The organism is Sulfitobacter sp. (genome assembly GCF_041552635.1).
Lineage (GTDB): Bacteria > Pseudomonadota > Alphaproteobacteria > Rhodobacterales > Rhodobacteraceae > Sulfitobacter.
Window position 1 is genome coordinate 1 of sequence record NZ_JBFEKM010000020.1, and the last position, 16903, is coordinate 16903.

A 16903-nucleotide genomic window follows, 5' to 3' on the forward strand; every position below is an offset into this window, starting at 1 on the left:
CTGCTTGCCAACCCGCTGCGCCCGGGAGGTCTGTAAATGACGCTGACGCATTTTGACGGCAAGGGCGACGCGCATATGGTCGATGTGTCAGACAAGGCTGTCACATCACGGATCGCCACGGCAGAAAACTACATTAAGATGCAGCGCGAAACCTTTGATATTATTACTGAGGGTCGCGCAAAAAAGGGTGATGTCTTGGGTGTTGCACGCCTTGCCGGGATTATGGCGGCGAAACGTACCGCTGATCTGATCCCTTTGTGCCACCCTTTGCCGATCACCAAAGTGTCGATTGAATTGACCCCCGATGCCGACTTGCCGGGCATCCGGATCGAGGCGACCGTGAAAACCACCGGCCAGACCGGCGTCGAGATGGAGGCATTGACCGCCGCCTCTGTTGCCGCACTGACCGTGTATGACATGGCCAAGGCCGTCGATAAGGCCATGGAAATCGGCGGCCTGCGCGTCATGCTGAAAGACGGCGGCAAATCGGGCCGATACGAGGCAAGCTGACCATGGACGCTCGGTCCCTTGAGCTTTTCTTTATCGATGGGCTGCCCGATGGCATGTTGACCGCCGAGGTTTTCAACTGGACTGGCCATGTCTTGCGGTTTCCCCGCACCAAGTTTCGCGAAGCGTTGCGCCGTCCCGAAACACAGCACACCGGCGTCTATGTGCTGATCGGCGAACGCGATGGCACCCCCTTGGCCTATATCGGAGAGGCCGAGAATGTGGCTGACCGTCTGCGCGGCCATATCGCGAACAGGGATTGGTGGGACAGCGCCGTGTGCATCAGCACGACCGGCGATTTGCTGCACAAGGCCCACGTCAAATATCTCGAAAGCCGTCTGGTCGAGATTGCGCGCCAGATCGGGTCGATGCCCTTGGAAAACGGAAATACCCCGCCCCGCAGCAGCCTAAGCGAAGCTGCGCAGGCGAATATGGAAAGCTTTCTGGAAACCCTCGGGATTGTGTTGCCGGCGATCCGGGTCGATATGTTTTTGAACAAGGCGCGCAGTGTGCCGAAAACACCTGACGTCGTGGCAAGTCCGACGGATTCGACTGATGAAAAATTCATATTACGAACACCCAGACATGATCTCTATGCCGAAGCAGTCTTGCGCGATGGCGAGTGGGTTGTGCAGGCTGGGGCGCGGGCGCGTGATCAATGGGTCGGTGTCCCCAATGCCGCCCAAAACTATCGAAAACTATACGAAGAGCTTGTCGAGAATGGAACGATGGTCAATCAAGATAACTTTGCCGTCTTCCAAAAAGACTTTGCCTTCTCAAGCCCAAGCGCTGCGGGTGCGGTAATTACTGGCCGCTCGATTAACGGGCGGACTGCTTGGAAGCACTCTGTTTCAGGCCAAACATATGAAGACTGGGAAAAAGCCCAAATCGCAGCAGAGGTAACCCCATGATTTCAGTCGACGACGCCCTGTCACATCTGTTCGACCTTGTCGCAGCCACCAAGACCGAACGGGTCCCATTACGCCAAGCGGCGGGGCGCGTTCTTGCGCAAGACGTCACCGCAAGTCGTACACAACCGCCTTTTGCTGCGTCATCGATGGACGGCTATGCCTTGCACCGTGCCGAGGTCGAACCCGACGCCATGTTCAAGGTTATCGGCGAAGCAGCGGCTGGCCACCGCTTTGACGGGGTCGTCAAAGCCGGTCAGGCCGTGCGCATCTTTACCGGCGCACCGATCCCCGAAGGTGCTGATTTCGTCGTGATCCAAGAAGACACGACGCGCCGCGGCGATCTGATCATGCTGGGCCATGACATTGATGGCAAAGACAATATCCGCCCGTCGGGGGGGGATTTCAAAGCTGGCGATGTGATGCAGGCCCCCCGTGTCCTGCGTCCTGCCGATATTGCCTTGCTTGCTGCGATGAACATCGCCGAGGTTTGCGTTCACATCAAACCACAGGTCGCGATCATCGCTACGGGGGATGAACTGGTCCAACCGGGCGAAGCGCCGGGCCCCGATCAGATCATCGCGTCAAACAGTTTTGGCCTTGCCGCATTGCTGGAACAGATCGGTGCGCGCTGCCGGATGATCCCGATTGCACGCGACACGGTGCCGTCCCTGACCCAAGCGTTCAAGATCGCGCAAACCGCTGATTTGATCATCACCATCGGCGGCGCATCTGTCGGGGATCATGATCTTGTGGCCCCGGTCGCCGCTGAACTGGGAATGGAACAGTCTTTTTACAAAGTCGCCATGCGCCCCGGCAAGCCGCTGATGGCGGGGCGTCTGCGCGATGTGCCGATGATCGGCCTGCCGGGCAATCCGGTGTCTGCCATGGTCTGCGGCGTGATTTTCGTGGCCCCCGTGATCCGCAAAATGTTGGGGCTGCCCGCACAAGCCGCGCCACGCACCCCGATGCCGCTGGCCTGCGATCTGCCGCAAGGGGGACCGCGCGCCCATTACATGCGCGCCACTGTCATAGATGGCACCGTCCTGCCCGAGGGTAATCAGGACAGTTCACTGCTGAGCGTCCTCGCCCAAGCCGACGTTCTGATGATCCGGCCGCCCCAAGATGTGCCGCGTCGCAGCGGTGAAATGGTCGATTGCATCATCCTGTAAGAGTTGACACAAAACAAGAACATCCCTAGAACAAACCCAAACCATAATCTCAGGGGATGTTCGGATGCTGACGAAGAAACAACTCGACTTGCTGGCTTTCATTCACAAGCGCGTGCAGCGTGATGGTGTCCCGCCCAGCTTTGACGAGATGAAAGAAGCGTTGGACCTGCGGTCAAAATCCGGCATTCACCGTCTGATTACAGCGCTTGAGGAACGCGGATTTATCCGCCGTCTGGCCCACCGCGCCCGCGCGATCGAGGTGGTGAAACTGCCCGACAGCATGGGCGGCTTGCCGGGTTCGGGCTTTACGCCCCGCGTGATTGATGGTGACCGGCCTGACATGCCCCCGCCTGCCGCCGCACAATCCGTGTCCAATGCGTCATTTGAAATCCCTATGATGGGCCGTATCGCTGCCGGTGTCCCGATCGAGGCGATCTCGACCATGACCCATTCGGTCGCTGTGCCCGGCAACATGGTCAGCGGCAGCGGTGAACACTATGCTCTTGAAGTCAAAGGCGATTCCATGATCGACGCCGGCATCAACGACGGCGATGTCGTTGTGATCCGCGAGACATCCGTGGCCGAGAATGGCGATATCGTGGTGGCCTTGGTCGAAGACCACGAAGCAACGTTGAAAACCTTCAAACGCCACGGCACGTCCATCGCATTGGAAGCCGCGAACCCTGCCTACGAGACGCGGGTTTTCCCCGCCGACAAGGTCAAAGTCCAAGGCCGTTTGGTCGGGTTGATCCGGACATACTAATCTTTGCGATCAGGCCAATTGGTCCAAAGCCGCGCGCCTGCCATCTGGCGCGCGGTTTGCGTCTTAATCTGGCCGTCGACCACAGAGATCGCAACAGCGCCGGTTTCGCGCAGGCTGATAGGGTCAAACAGGGTACAGGGCCCCAGATCCTCTTCGACCTTGACCGAGGTCACAATAATCTGGCCAGACCGGCAGCGACCAAACGCCGCCAAGGCCCGTTTGCCCGACAGATGAATGATCTCGTGACCAGCCACTGTCATTGCGCCGTCCCATCTGGCCGCAGCGGTGGGCTGATCCGCACCATCGCCATCATTTTCCAACCAATTCAGGGCAATAAACCCCGCCCCCTTGGGTTTGCTTAGCGCGCGGCCTTGAGGCGTCATCACCCCTACAATGCCGCCCGTATCTGCGATCAACAGCACCGGGCGCGCGGCCCCGTGCCACAGGAAAAATCCCGCCAACACAGCCACAAGCCCCGCAAAACGCAGCCGCCCCTGCCACAGCAACAGCCACAAGAAACCCAATGCCAACAGGGGCAGCACCCACGGCCCCGGCCCTTTAACGAACCCTTTGGCACCATCAATATCAGAGACAAAGGCAGCAACTGCCAAGATCCAGCGCAGGCCGACCCCCATCACCCAAAGGGCCGCCGGATCAAATCCCAAAGGCGACAACACCAACGCCGCAACAGCCGCTGGCATGATCATGATCCCCATCAGCGGCACCGATGCCAAGTTCGCAACCAGCCCGAAATGCGCAATCGTATTGAAATGCGCCGCCCCCACCGGCGCGGTGAACAGCCCCGCAATGGCCGAGGAAATGAACGTGCCCACCACCGGTGCCAGCCATTTTTGCCCAAAGGTCAGATTAACATTTCGCAGCCATCCAAACACAGCGACCAACGCCGTGGTCGCGGCAAAAGACATCTGAAAGCCCGGCCCCATCAGGGCCTCGGGCCGCAGGACCAACACGATCGTCGCGGCAATGGCCACAGCACGCAAACTAAGTGCGCGCCGATCCAACATCAGCGCCCCCAAGGCAACCGACACCATGATAAACGCGCGTTCCGTCGCGACATTCCCCCCCGACAACGCCAAATAACCCGACGCCACAACCAAGGCACCGGCTGCAGCAATGCTGCGCGTTGGCCAGCGCAGAGCGATCCATGGCACAAGGCACAGCAGAACCCGCAGCGTGCCAAACACCACCGCACACAGCAGCCCCATGTGCAGACCCGAAATCGCCAGCAAATGCGCAAGGTTACTGGCCCGCAGGTTATACAACGCCGTCTGGCTGATGGCACTGCGGTCCCCTGTGGTGATCGCAGTGGCAAAGCCGCCGATATCACCGGGCAGCGTGTCTTGAATGCGCGCCGATGCCGCCATGCGCAGCCGGAAAACCGCCAGTCCCGCCTGCCCGTCCGATGCCTCGGCCACCCCCAAAAGCGGCGTGCGGGTATAGCCCACAGCCCCCAGACGCGCGAACCATGCATGGCGTTGAAAGTCAAAGCCCCCCGGTTCGACGGCCCCGCTTGGCGGCGACAGGTGACCGGTGGTCATCACGCGCAATCCCGGCTCTGGCACAATGCTGTGGGTCTGGTCCCCGTGCAGCGAGATGCGCACACGACCCGGGGTGCGGCGCGTGGACACGCGGTCAAGGATCACGTGGTCCAGCGTCAGACGCAGGGCATCGGACTGACTGCGGTCGATGGCAACGATGCGCCCCTCGACGCTGCCATAATAGCGCCAACCCAGAACAGGACTGGCCACGCTATGGGCGCGCCACGCGGCAAGATCAAAGCCGATCAGCAACAGCGCTAGCGCCAGTATCACCGGCGACAGTGGTTCAGGCGCAAACCGTGCCGCCACGATCAGGCCCGCAGCCACAGAGGCAACCACCCCGAGCCAGATCAAAGCCGGTTCAAGCCGAAGCGAAAAATACAACCCGATGCCGCACGCCAGCAGCACAGGCACCCAGCCAAACAGATGCCCACGCTGCCGCTGCATCATCTGCGCAAGACCTTGAAACAGGCCCATACTTGCCCCCGATCCCCGCACTGGATAGATAGGCGTTAACGCTACCCGCAAGATGGTTAGCAAATGATAAACGGCCCCCGCTTCAGGGCGTGCCAATGCTGTTTTCTGAAAGGACGCCTGTTTTATGACAACGCCTGTGGTCACCCGTTTCGCCCCGTCTCCGACTGGATATTTGCATATTGGTGGGGCGCGCACGGCGCTGTTCAACTGGCTTTATGCGCGCGGTCGCGGCGGGAAATTCCTGCTGCGCATCGAAGACACCGACCGCGCCCGCCACACCCCCGAAGCCACCGAAGCGATCTTGCAAGGCATGGCGTGGCTGGGTCTGGACCATGATGGCGGCATCGTCAGCCAGTTCGACAACGCGCCCCGCCACGCCGAGGTCGCGCTGGAATTGCTTGCCGCCGGCAAGGCCTATAAGTGCTTTGCCAGCCAGGAAGAGATCGCCGAATTCCGCGATACAGCCAAGGCCGAAGGCCGCAGCACGCTGTATCATTCGCCGTGGCGCGATGCTGACCCTGCGACCCATCCTGACGCGCCCTATGTGGTGCGCATCAAGGCCCCCCAAAGCGGCGAAACGATCATCCAAGACCGCGTGCAGGGTGATGTGAGAATCGGCAATGACCAGCTGGACGACATGGTTCTGTTACGTTCCGATGGTACGCCTGTGTATATGTTGGCTGTTGTTGTTGATGACCATGATATGGGCGTGACCCATGTGATCCGTGGCGATGACCACCTCAATAATGCCGCACGTCAGATGATGATTTATACAGCGATGGGTTGGGACGTGCCGGTTTGGGCGCATATACCGCTGATCCACGGGTCAGACGGCAAAAAACTATCAAAACGGCACGGCGCTTTGGGCGCGCAGGAATATCAGGCGATGGGCTATCCCGCTGCCGGTATGCGCAATTATCTGGCCCGCTTGGGCTGGAGCCATGGCGATGACGAATTCTTTTCCGACGCGCAGGCACAAGAATGGTTCGATTTAGATGGAATTCGCAAAAGCCCTGCGCAGTTTGACCTCAAAAAGCTTGAAAACATCTGTGGGCAGCACATTGCCGCCAGCGATGATGCCGCGCTGCGGCATGAGATTGAGGATTATTTGAACGCAGCTGGCCTTCCTGCCCTAACGTCAGATCAGGCGCAGGGGTTGGAACGTGCCATGTACTGCCTCAAGGATCGCGCGAAGAAATTCCCAGAACTTCTTGAAAAAGCTTCGTTTATATTGGATGCGCGCCCCATTCAGCCCGACGAGAAAGCGGTGAAACATCTCGACGATGTATCCCGTAGTATACTGTCCGAATTGACGCCGCAGTTGCAAAATGTTAGTTGGACCAAAGAAACGCTGGAAGAGACGCTGAACGGCTTTGCCGCCGAACATGATACCAAATTTGGCAAATTGGCAGGACCGCTGCGCGCGGCCCTTGCCGGACGGGCCGCGACCCCATCAGTATTCGATATGATGCTGGTGCTGGGCCGAGAGGAAAGCCTTGCCCGACTGAAAGACGCCGCTATTTGAAGATTGTTTAAGCAAATCTCAAGAAAGCGCGAGATAACACGAGACGTGGATCAATTCAGGTCCAGGTCGGAAGGTGCCAGAACGTGCACCACATATGACAGAGAGGGACTTCATGGCCGAGAGTACTAAATCCGCAACGTTGACCATTGATGGCAACAGCTTTGAATTGCCCATTTATTCACCGACCGAAGGTCCGGATGTGATGGATATCCGCAAGCTTTACGCACAGGCGAACGTGTTTACCTACGACCCTGGCTTTACCTCGACGGCGGCTTGCGACAGCACGATCACTTTCATCGACGGCGACGAAGGTGTGTTGCTGCACCGTGGCTATCCGATTGACCAGCTGGCAGGTAAATCCCATTACCTCGAGGTATGTTACCTGCTGCTTTACGGCAATCTGCCTTCCCCGAAAGAATTGGAAGAGTTTGAAAATCTGGTGACCAACCACACCATGATTCACGAACAGATGATCAACTTTTTCCGGGGTTTCCGCCGGGACGCACACCCGATGGCGATTATGGTCGGTGTCGTGGGCGCGATGTCTGCATTCTATCACGACAGCACCGACATCAACGACGCGCATCAGCGCGAGGTTGCCACAATCCGTTTGATCGCTAAAATGCCGACAATTGCGGCAATGGCGTATAAATACACGATCGGTCAGCCCTTCGTTTATCCGCGCAATGACGTGGACTATGCCGGTAACTTCCTGCGGATGTGTTTTGCCGTTCCTGCAGAAGAATACGTAGTCGATCCGATTCTGGCCCGCGCGATGGACCGCATCTTTACGTTGCACGCGGATCATGAACAAAACGCCTCGACCTCTACTGTACGTCTGGCGTCGTCTTCTGGTGCGAATCCGTTTGCATGTATCGCGGCTGGCATTGCCTGCCTTTGGGGCCCTGCCCACGGTGGTGCAAACCAGGCCTGCCTTGAGATGCTCAAGGAAATTGGCACACCGGACCGCATTCCAGAATTCATCGCCCGCGCCAAGGACAAGAACGATCCGTTCCGCCTGATGGGCTTTGGACACCGCGTTTACAAAAACTTCGATCCGCGCGCGACCGTCATGAAAGAAAGCGCCGACGAAGTGCTGGAACTGTTGGGCGTCGAAAACAACCCGATCCTACAGGTTGCAAAAGAGCTTGAGAGACAGGCGCTTGAGGATCCGTATTTCGCTGACAAAAAGCTGTTCCCGAACGTCGATTTCTATTCGGGCATTATTCTAGAAGCGATGGGGTTCCCGACGTCAATGTTCACGCCAATCTTTGCCTTGGCGCGCACTGTCGGCTGGATTTCGCAGTGGAAAGAACAGATCAGCGATCCACAGCTGAAAATCGGTCGTCCGCGTCAACTGTATCTGGGTGAAACCAGCCGCGACTACGTCGATATCGAAAAGCGTTAATACGCATCACAAGACAAAAAAAGCCCCGCCATTTTGCGGGGCTTTTTTCGTGGTCAGGTACAAATTCAATCGTCCCCTAGACCCGCAAGGCACCTTCAAGAAAGCGGAATCATCACCCCCGACTGCTTTGTGTTCAAAGCTGATGAAACGCTAAAATTGTTTCGACCGACTTTGGGTATTTTCGAAACCAAACATGGTGAAATAAGGCTTTTGTACGGCTTTGTTTCCCCCGGTTACACAATCAGCAAACAGTATTGACCCATGCGGATTAACCGCCCAAACATAAGGTTAATAGATGGTGTTTTCCTGCTGCAGGTCTTGCGAAAGACCATCGCGCCCAAGGACTGCGTCATGCGGGTAACGACAAGAGGGGATCAGCAATGGCAACTTCGGCGCCTCCGGCCAGGCTGCAATGGGACAATGCCACCAGCTTTGCATCGAAAGATGCCCTGCAGCAAACATGCCCCCTGGGGTCACTGGTCCATGATACGCTACACAATTGCGACCAGATTGCCGTTGTCTATGACAAGGGGCAAAGACCGCCGCACATCACGATAAAGCACGTCTCGGGCTCCGTGCACACGGTATTAGCAGATGGTATTGCCGTCGCCGTGGTCGCCAGCGCGTCGCGCCCGATCCTGAACCCCGATGATGTACTGCTGGTAGAGCGATCAGTCTAACGACGCCCGTCCCAGCCGCTGTCAACGCCCCTCAAAAGTCGCGGGGCGTTTTTGCATGAAGGCAATCACACCTTCCTTGAAATCGCGCGACTGGCCACATTTTCCCTGCTCACGCGCTTCAAGTGACAATTGATCCTCGAATGAATTGTCCCAAGTGCCGCGAATTGCTGTTTTCGCCGCCGCATAGGCCGCTGTGGGGCCATTTGCTAGTTGCGCGGCCTTGCTCCGCCAATGTGCGTCAAAGCCCGCGTCTGGCACCGCCTCCCAGATCATCCCCCAGTCATCTGCCTGCCGGGCGCTGATCTTGTCGGCGAACAGTGCGGCCCCCATCGCCTTGGCCATGCCCATCTGGCGCGGCAGCGTATAGGTGCCACCGGCATCAGGTATCAGGCCAATTCGGGTAAAGGCCTGAAGAAAGTAGGCGGATTCGGTCGCGAAAACCACATCTGTGGCCAGTGCCAGATTGGCCCCCGCCCCCGCTGCCGCCCCATTGACCGCAGCAATCGTGGGCACCGGACAATTGGTGATCGCCCGCAGCATCGGTGCGTATTCGTCGCGCAAGGTACGCTCAAGGTCCATCGCCGCTGCTGTGCCGCCGTCGCCCAGATCCTGACCCGAGCAAAATGCCCGCCCCGCCCCTGTGATCACCACACAGCGCGCTAATTTGCCGCCTTGGGTAAAGGCATGTTCGATCTCGGCGCGCATTTGTGTGGTCAATGCGTTCATTTTGTCGGGGCGATTCAACGTCACCACAGCCAAGCCGTCGGTCACGTCAAATGTAAGTGTTTGGTAGTCCATGGGTCGGATCCTATCTGCGATTTGGCCGCAGTGTATCCGACTGTCGGGTCAGGGCCAGCGAAACCCCGCGTTATCCTTTCAGAATATCGTCCAGCCGCGCCTTTTCTTCCGCGCTCAGCGGGGTTTGATCTGGCGCAGGGGCCGATGCACGGCCCCGCAAATAGCCATACCCCAAACCGCCAGCGAGAAGCAGCATCAGAGGGCCTGCCCCCCAAAGCAGCCAGGTCGAGCCTGACACAGGCGGATTCAGCAGCACATATTCGCCGTAGCGCGCGACGATGAATTCCACCGCCTCGGCGTCGCTATCGCCAGCCAGCAACCGGTCGCGCAGCAAAATACGCAGATCACGGGCAAGGCTGGCATTACTTTCGTCGATGCTTTCGTTGCGGCAAACCAGACAGCGCAGACCCTTGGACAATTCGCGGGCGCGCTGTTCAAGTGCCGGGTCCGCCAACATTTCATCGGGCTGCACCGCCCACGCTGGCGTGACAAGCAGCATCAATGCCAGAACTAGCACCCTCATTCTGCAGGTACCGTTCTGGGGGCCTTGGCCGCACCGGCAGCCACACGAAATCGCCTGTCCGTCAGGCTTAGCAAGCCGCCCAAGGCCATCAACGCGCAGCCGATCCAAATCCAGTTTGTCATGGGTTTGATGTAGGTCCGGATCACCCAGCCGCCATCGTCTTGTTCGTCGCCAATGACGACATAAACGTCGCGGGCCAAATTATAGTCGATGGCCGCTTCGGTCGTGGGCATCTGCGCCACCGGGTAAAAGCGTTTTTCCGGTCGTAATTGCGAGATCTCCTGCCCGTCGCGCAGCAAGGTCACACTGCCCATGGTCGCCACATAGTTGGGCCCCTGAAGGCGCTCAACCTTGTCCAACTGGATGGTATAGTTTCCGACCTCATAGGCTTCGCCCAGTTGCACGGCACGGATGTCATCGATGCTCCAGGCGGTAAGACCGGCGATGCCTGCCATCGTCACCCCAAGCCCGGCATGGGCCACCATCTTGCCCCAATCAGCCCTTGGCAGGCGCGTCAAACGGGCCATACGCCCGCCGCTGCGCCCTGTGCGCCCCCACAGATCAACCACGGTGCCCATCACAATCCAAGCGCCCAGAAACAGGCCAATCGGCCCCAGCAAACTGCGCCCGCTTTGGATGGCAAAGGCCAGCCCGCCCACTGCAATCGCCAGCACAAACACATAGCGCAGCGGTTTCAACGCCCGACCAAGATATGCGCGTTTCCACGGCATCGCGGACCCAATGGGCAAAACGAGGCCCAACAGAACCATGAAAGGTGTGAACGCCGCATCGAAAAAGGGCGGTCCAACGCTCAGCTTACGGTCAAAGAACATCTCGGCCAGCAGCGGCCACATGGTGCCCGTAAAGACGACGAAACAGGCTACGGCCAGCAGGACATTGTTCAACAACAGCGCCGATTCGCGGCTGACCATGCTGAACACACCTTTCGCCTCGAGAGCGGAGGCACGCACGGCGAACAGGATCAACGCCCCGCCCATAAAGAACGCCATGATCATCAAAATGAACACGCCACGTTCGGGGTCATTGGCAAATGCGTGTACGGAGGTCAGCAGGCCCGAGCGGACGATAAATGTGCCGATCAATGAAAAACCGAAGGCGAGAATTGCCAGCAGGATGGTCCAGCTTTTCAGGCTTTCGCGCTTTTCGACGACAATGGCGGAATGCAGCAGTGCAGCCGCCAAAAGCCATGGCATGAACGACGCGTTTTCGACCGGATCCCAAAACCAAAACCCGCCCCAACCCAATTCGTAATAGGCCCACCAAGAGCCCAACGCGATGCCGATGGTCAGGAAAATCCAGGCCGCCAGCGTCCACGGACGTACCCAGCGGCCCCATGCGGCGTCGACGCGCCCTTCGATCAGGGCGGCGACCGCAAAACTGAACGTCATCGAAAGGCCGACATAGCCCAAATACAGAAATGGCGGGTGGAAGGCTAAACCGGGGTCCTGCAACAGCGGATTCAAATCCTGCCCGTCGAACGGCGGCACGGCAAGGCGCAAAAACGGGTTCGATGTGAACAGAATAAAGGCGAAAAACGCCACGCCGATTGCCGCTTGGACTGCCAACACCCGTGCGCGCAATGTCTGCGGCAAGTTGCCGCCAAACCATGCAGCCGTCGCGCCAAACAAGGACACAATCAGCACCCAGAGCAGCATCGACCCTTCATGGTTGCCCCAGGTCCCGCTTATTTTATACAGCATCGGCTTCATCGAATGGCTGTTCAGCACCACCAACCGAAGCGAGAAATCAGATGTCACAAACGCCCACATCAAGGCCAGAAATGCGAATCCGGTTAGGGCAAATTGCGCCCCCGCCGCAGGTTCGGCCACCGCCATCCAACCGGGCCAGCGTTTATAGGCACCTATCAAGGGCACAACCGTCTGTACGATGGCGACGCCAAAGGCGAGGATAAGGGCGAAATGTCCGAGTTCTGTAATCATATTGCAAGTATAGGGCGCGTTTGCGCCCTAAGCCATGTCTATTCACGCCCAATTTAGGCCGGTTCGCGCTGCAAAGAGTCGCAGTCAGGCTCCCGCTTTGCGCCAATCTTCAAGCGCCGCATTCTCGGCGGTCTGTATAGTGGCCAATGAAAGGGTCGCATCCGGCCCTGTCGCGGCCACCTCGACCGAATCGTGGCGCAGGAATTTCAGGCTGCGCATATTGTCCACCACCTGCGGCACCTGAGAGATCGTGCGGACGATAGAGCGTTGGAATTCCTGGGTTTTCACCTGATGGCGTGCACCAAAATAGAACGACACGATCACCCCCAGCAACCACCAAAGCGGCTCAGGCACCAGCGCGATGCCTTGCATGCGCGCCGCGAACCAGATTGGGTCCACCATCGCCGCGACAAACAGACCCAACGTGCCAAGGGCAAGTGCGGGGCGCGGCAATCGGTTAACGCCATCCATAAACCGATCAAACGCGCCTTGTCGGTCAACTGTAAATTCCGCACCGAACTGCGACATCGCTTGGTCTTGCGCCGCCGCGGACCGCTGCGCGCCGCTTTCCGCGTTCTCGCGGAACACCTCAACGGTGTCGCGCACCATGCTGCCACCATTGCCGAACACAAGTCCGATGAGTTTATCAATTAACCCCATGACGCCACCCTCTTGCTGAAATCCTCTTGGTTCAGGTGATATTTCGGCGCGATGAATTCTTCCGCGCGTGTGATCCAACCGCCCTTCCCACCTGCCTTGGTGCGCGCATATTTGCGGCTGGCAGCGCGACGATCAGCAAGGCGGAAATAGTAATTGCGCCGCGCGATCCCATAGGCATCGACCATCTGTTGGGGGGCTTTGACATAGGCCGCTTGTACTGCGGCAAAGCTTTGCGGCCCCAAGGCCCCATCCACAACCACGTCGAACCCCATATCGCGCAAAAGCTGTTGCAGGATTTTAACCGCATTCGCCCCTGCATTCACATACATATCGAACACACTGGCTTGGAGTGCCTGAGGCAAACCAGAGATCCGCGGTGCCTCGAAATAATGCTGGATAAATATCTCTACCGCGTCTGATTGGGTCAACTGGTGCACATCGCGCACATCCACTGCACCGTCGCTATTCAGGTCAAGCCCAAGGCGTCGCATGGTGTGGATTGTGACGCCAAAATTGGTGGCACCGCCCGGATCATCAGGGTCGTTCACAAAGCCGCCTTCGCGGGCGACAATGGATTTGGCAATGTCTCTTACGGACTGCATGTAACCTGCCTCTTGCTCGTTTCATCACGGCAAGAATGTCCATTAATAGGTTAACGCTGCACGATCCGACCGCGCGGTCCTAGCTTTCGGGTTCCACGTAAAGCCCTTGCGCCTTTAGCGCATCGACGACTTCGGTGGGCATGTAGTTTTCGTCATGTTTTGCAAGAATTTCAGTAGCTTCAAAGACACCGTTAATGTAACGGCCGGTGCCCACTACCCCTTGATTTTCCTCGAATAGATCGGGCAACACCCCGGTATATGTCGCCGGTATCACCGCCCCACCATCAGTCACCGAAAAGCGAATTGTCTTGCCGTCCCCGCGCACTAATGACCCTTCAGCCACCAGACCACCGATGCGAAATACCTCGTTCGGGCCGGGTGGCTCAGCGATCACCTGACTCGGGGCGCGGAAAAAATTGATGCCATCGCGCATGGCATAGCCAATCAGGGCAGTCGACAGCGTCAAAGCCACCACCGCCACTGCGATCACTTGAATACGACGTTGCTTCTTCAGACTTTTCATGCGCCCTCAAGGGAATAGCGGGGCCATCATCAGCCCCTCTGTCTCTTCAATATCTAACATCAGATTGGCATTTTGCAACGCCTGCCCGCTTGAACCCTTGGTGAGGTTGTCCAAAGTGGCAATTACAATTGCGCGCCCTTCGATCCGGTCCGCGACCACACCGATGTGACAAAAGTTCGACCCGCGAATGTGCCGCGTGCTGGGGGCCTCGCCCATGGGTAGCACTTCGATGAACGGCTCGGCGGCATAGGCTGCCATAAACGTATCATGGATCACCTGCGCATCGCCTTTAACATAGACGGTCGCCAGAATACCGCGGTTGGCAGGGATCAGATGCGGGGTGAACTGCACTTTGACCGGACGGCCTGCGATGGCAGAAAACTCTTGATCGAACTCGCCCAGATGCCGATGCGTACCGCCGATGGCATACGCGTGATACCCTTCGGACAATTCCGCATGCAGCAGGTTTTCCTTGAGCGACCGACCCGCACCGGACACAGCGCATTTCAGATCCAGGATGATATCATCCAGATCAATCACACCCTTTTCAATCAAGGGACGCAAAGCAAACTGACCCGTTGCCGCGTTGCAGCCCGTTCCGGCCACAAGCCGCGCATTTTTGATGTCTTCGCGGTAAAATTCGGTCAGCCCGTAAACCGCCTCTTTTTGCTGCTCCAACGCGGCATGGGGGTTGCCGTACCACTTGGTATATTCCTCGGGGTCACGCAGCCGGAAATCAGCGGACAGGTCCACGATTTTCAGATCTTTCGGCAGTGCGGCGATCACCTCTTGGCTGGTCTTGTGCGGCAAGGCACAAAAGCACAGATCAATCTGAGAGAAATCAATATCCTCGATCAAAACGAGGGCCGGCAGGTTCAGATGACGCAAATGCGGGAACACCTGAGCCATGGTTTGTCCGGCCTTTGAATTGGCACCCAAGGCTTTGATCTGCATTGAAGAATGGTTGGCAATCAGCCGGATCAGTTCAGCGCCGGTATAGCCAGAGGCACCAAGAATTGCGATATTATACATTGTGTCGGGTTCCGTTTGGAAAAGTATTAGGGGGTGTTACGCGGCCTGAAATGTCAGCGGTCGTCGCAAGAATTGCGTGGCCCTGCTGCTGACAGTTTTGGGGTCGCCCGTGGTCAGGAATGCCGCGTCGCCCGTGCCGATCATATTGGGATGACGTTTCAGATAATCACCCAGACTATGTGCCACAAGGTTGGCTTGGCTGAACACCTTAACATCTGGCCCAAGCGCATCCTGAAATGTTTCCAGCATCAGCGGATAATGCGTGCAGCCCAAAATCGCAGCGTGCGGATGTGGCATTTTGCGCTTCAGTGCATCCACGTGGCTACGCACCAAAGCTTCGGCCAGAATGAAATCACCGTCTTCGATCGCATCCACGACGCCGCCGCAGGCCTGTGCTTCGACATCAACGCCAATGGCGCGGAACGCCAGTTCACGCTGAAACGCGCGGCTGGCCACCGTGGCTGGCGTGGCAAACAAGGCGACATGTTTCAGATCAACTTCGCGCGGGGGGGAATTATCGCCCCACTGCCGTTCGGTCATTGCCTCGATCAGGGGGACAAACACGCCCAAAACACGCTTGTCCGAAGGCACCCAGGATTCCTGCATGCGCCGCAACGCAGCCGCCGATGCCGTGTTGCAAGCCAAGATCACCAGATCGCAGCCCGCGTCGAACAGCCGCTGGGTCGCAGCCACGGTCAGATTATAGATATCATCCGCTGTGCGCACACCATAAGGCGCATGGGCGCTGTCGGCCAAATAGACGAAATCCACGTCGGGCAGTTGCGCTTGCACCGCGTTCCAGACGGTCAGCCCGCCTAGGCCCGAATCGAAAATACCAACTGCCATGTCTGCTCGCCATCACCTGTCGGCACGATGCCGATCTTCAAATTCGAACCCCAGATCAAACGATCGCGCGGGGTCTGGTGACAACTCATACGTGGCTTTGCGCAGGAAATCCATCATCGCTTTTGCGTCTTTGGCAAAAGGGTTCAGCACGTTTCTGCCGATAGGTTCACCAATCACAACACGCACCGGCGTATCGACACGTTTGCGGAACTCTTTGATCAGCAAGCCCATGCGCAGACTGCTGTGCAGATGGCTGGCAATCTGGAACAGGCGGCTGGTGTGGCCGTCGAAATAGATCGGTACAACAACGGCTTGCGACTTGCCAATCATCCGCGCGGTAAAGCTGCGCCAGCCCGGGTCCATCGGTTTGGAAAACGGTCGCGCACCGGTGCTGACCGTACCACCGGGAAAGATGCCAATGGCACCGCCCTGCCCCAAATACTCTAGCGCCGTTTTGCGCGTGTGCAGGTTCAAGGCAAGCGCCGCCTTGTCTGCGTCAAAGCTGATCGGCAGCAGGTGCCGGTTCATGTCTGGCGCGCGGTTGAACACCGAATGCGCCATGATTTTGAAATCACCCCGCGTGCGCGACATGATATGGCCCAGCATCAGCCCATCCAGAATACCGTAAGGGTGGTTCGCGAGAAAGATCACCGGCCCTGTCGCAGGAATGCTGTCCAGACTGCCGCCCACCACGTCCAAGCTCAGCCCATAGCGCTGCACCATAACATCGAAAAAACACCCGCCGGCCGCCATGTCCTGCTCATAACCCGACGCCCGCTTGATCAGCCCCAACCGGCCAGTCGAATTCTCCATCAAACGAATGAATGCCTGGACCGGCTTGCTACGGGCCGAATAGGCATAGCTGATTTCACGCGCAGAAAAGGGTTTGGGCTGGCCCATTTCAGGCTCCTTCTTGGGTACCGGACCTGCCATATGCCGTTTTCATGACAACCACGTGA

General features: G+C 57.9%; 17 protein-coding genes. 7 read left to right on the plus strand and 10 right to left on the minus strand.

What is annotated here, in order from left to right:
• Positions 1 to 36 precede the first annotated feature (36 nt).
• The 4 genes from moaC (at position 37) to lexA (ending at position 3350) form a co-directional block, all read left to right on the plus strand.
• Positions 37 to 510 carry a cyclic pyranopterin monophosphate synthase MoaC gene (gene moaC, locus ABYT07_RS03825; RefSeq protein WP_372989581.1) on the plus strand — a complete coding sequence of 158 codons (474 nt, stop codon included), beginning with the start codon at positions 37 to 39 and terminating at the stop codon, positions 508 to 510.
• 2 nt (positions 511 to 512) lie between these two features.
• Positions 513 to 1418 carry a GIY-YIG nuclease family protein gene (locus tag ABYT07_RS03830; protein ID WP_372989583.1) on the plus strand — a complete coding sequence of 302 codons (906 nt, stop codon included), beginning with the start codon at positions 513 to 515 and terminating at the stop codon, positions 1416 to 1418.
• Positions 1415 to 2587 (plus strand): gephyrin-like molybdotransferase Glp, encoded by a 1173-nt coding sequence (gene glp, locus ABYT07_RS03835; RefSeq protein WP_372989584.1) that lies wholly within the window; start codon positions 1415 to 1417, stop codon positions 2585 to 2587. Before ABYT07_RS03830 ends, glp begins: the two co-directional genes overlap by 4 nt.
• A gap of 64 nt (positions 2588 to 2651) precedes the next feature.
• Entirely contained in the window at positions 2652 to 3350 is a 699-nt protein-coding gene (lexA, locus tag ABYT07_RS03840) for a transcriptional repressor LexA (protein ID WP_372989586.1), read from the plus strand.
• On the opposite strand, the gene ABYT07_RS03845 is transcribed toward lexA, so the two are convergent.
• Positions 3347 to 5386: a ComEC/Rec2 family competence protein gene (locus tag ABYT07_RS03845; protein ID WP_372989588.1), complete on the minus strand. Its 2040-nt coding sequence runs from the start codon at positions 5384 to 5386 to the stop codon at positions 3347 to 3349. The genes lexA and ABYT07_RS03845 overlap by 4 nt on opposite strands.
• A gap of 124 nt (positions 5387 to 5510) precedes the next feature.
• Here ABYT07_RS03845 and gltX point away from each other — a divergent pair, with 124 nt between their 5' ends.
• From gltX to ABYT07_RS03860, 3 genes are all read left to right on the plus strand, one after another.
• On the plus strand, positions 5511 to 6911 hold the full coding sequence (gene gltX / locus ABYT07_RS03850; RefSeq protein WP_372989590.1) for a glutamate--tRNA ligase: 1401 nt from the start codon (positions 5511 to 5513) through the stop codon (positions 6909 to 6911).
• A gap of 112 nt (positions 6912 to 7023) precedes the next feature.
• Positions 7024 to 8319, plus strand: coding sequence for a citrate synthase (locus ABYT07_RS03855; protein WP_372989592.1), 1296 nt, complete (start codon positions 7024 to 7026; stop codon positions 8317 to 8319).
• Between the two features lie 380 nt (positions 8320 to 8699).
• Positions 8700 to 8999, plus strand: coding sequence for a hypothetical protein (locus tag ABYT07_RS03860; RefSeq protein ID WP_372989593.1), 300 nt, complete (start codon positions 8700 to 8702; stop codon positions 8997 to 8999).
• 21 nt (positions 9000 to 9020) lie between these two features.
• On the opposite strand, the gene ABYT07_RS03865 is transcribed toward ABYT07_RS03860, so the two are convergent.
• The 9 genes from ABYT07_RS03865 to ABYT07_RS03905 form a co-directional block, all read right to left on the minus strand.
• The gene (locus ABYT07_RS03865) at positions 9021 to 9797 is read right to left on the minus strand and encodes an enoyl-CoA hydratase-related protein (RefSeq protein ID WP_372989594.1); all 777 of its coding nucleotides are present in this window, start codon (positions 9795 to 9797) and stop codon (positions 9021 to 9023) included.
• Positions 9798 to 9867: 70 nt separating this feature from the next.
• The gene (locus ABYT07_RS03870; protein ID WP_372989596.1) at positions 9868 to 10320 is read right to left on the minus strand and encodes a cytochrome c-type biogenesis protein CcmH; all 453 of its coding nucleotides are present in this window, start codon (positions 10318 to 10320) and stop codon (positions 9868 to 9870) included.
• Positions 10317 to 12281, minus strand: coding sequence for a heme lyase CcmF/NrfE family subunit (locus tag ABYT07_RS03875; RefSeq protein ID WP_372989597.1), 1965 nt, complete (start codon positions 12279 to 12281; stop codon positions 10317 to 10319). Before ABYT07_RS03875 ends, ABYT07_RS03870 begins: the two co-directional genes overlap by 4 nt.
• A gap of 84 nt (positions 12282 to 12365) precedes the next feature.
• The gene (locus tag ABYT07_RS03880; protein ID WP_372989598.1) at positions 12366 to 12941 is read right to left on the minus strand and encodes a holin family protein; all 576 of its coding nucleotides are present in this window, start codon (positions 12939 to 12941) and stop codon (positions 12366 to 12368) included.
• Entirely contained in the window at positions 12932 to 13543 is a 612-nt protein-coding gene (locus tag ABYT07_RS03885) for a holin-associated N-acetylmuramidase (protein ID WP_372989599.1), read from the minus strand. The genes ABYT07_RS03880 and ABYT07_RS03885 overlap by 10 nt, the downstream gene beginning before the upstream one ends.
• Positions 13544 to 13622: 79 nt before the next feature.
• On the minus strand, positions 13623 to 14066 hold the full coding sequence (gene ccmE / locus ABYT07_RS03890) for a cytochrome c maturation protein CcmE (RefSeq protein WP_372989600.1): 444 nt from the start codon (positions 14064 to 14066) through the stop codon (positions 13623 to 13625).
• Positions 14067 to 14072: 6 nt separating this feature from the next.
• Positions 14073 to 15098 carry an N-acetyl-gamma-glutamyl-phosphate reductase gene (gene argC, locus ABYT07_RS03895; RefSeq protein ID WP_372989602.1) on the minus strand — a complete coding sequence of 342 codons (1026 nt, stop codon included), beginning with the start codon at positions 15096 to 15098 and terminating at the stop codon, positions 14073 to 14075.
• A gap of 36 nt (positions 15099 to 15134) precedes the next feature.
• The gene (locus ABYT07_RS03900) at positions 15135 to 15944 is read right to left on the minus strand and encodes a glutamate racemase (protein WP_372989604.1); all 810 of its coding nucleotides are present in this window, start codon (positions 15942 to 15944) and stop codon (positions 15135 to 15137) included.
• 12 nt (positions 15945 to 15956) lie between these two features.
• Positions 15957 to 16844 (minus strand): lysophospholipid acyltransferase family protein, encoded by an 888-nt coding sequence (locus tag ABYT07_RS03905; protein WP_372989605.1) that lies wholly within the window; start codon positions 16842 to 16844, stop codon positions 15957 to 15959.
• Positions 16845 to 16903 lie beyond the last annotated feature (59 nt).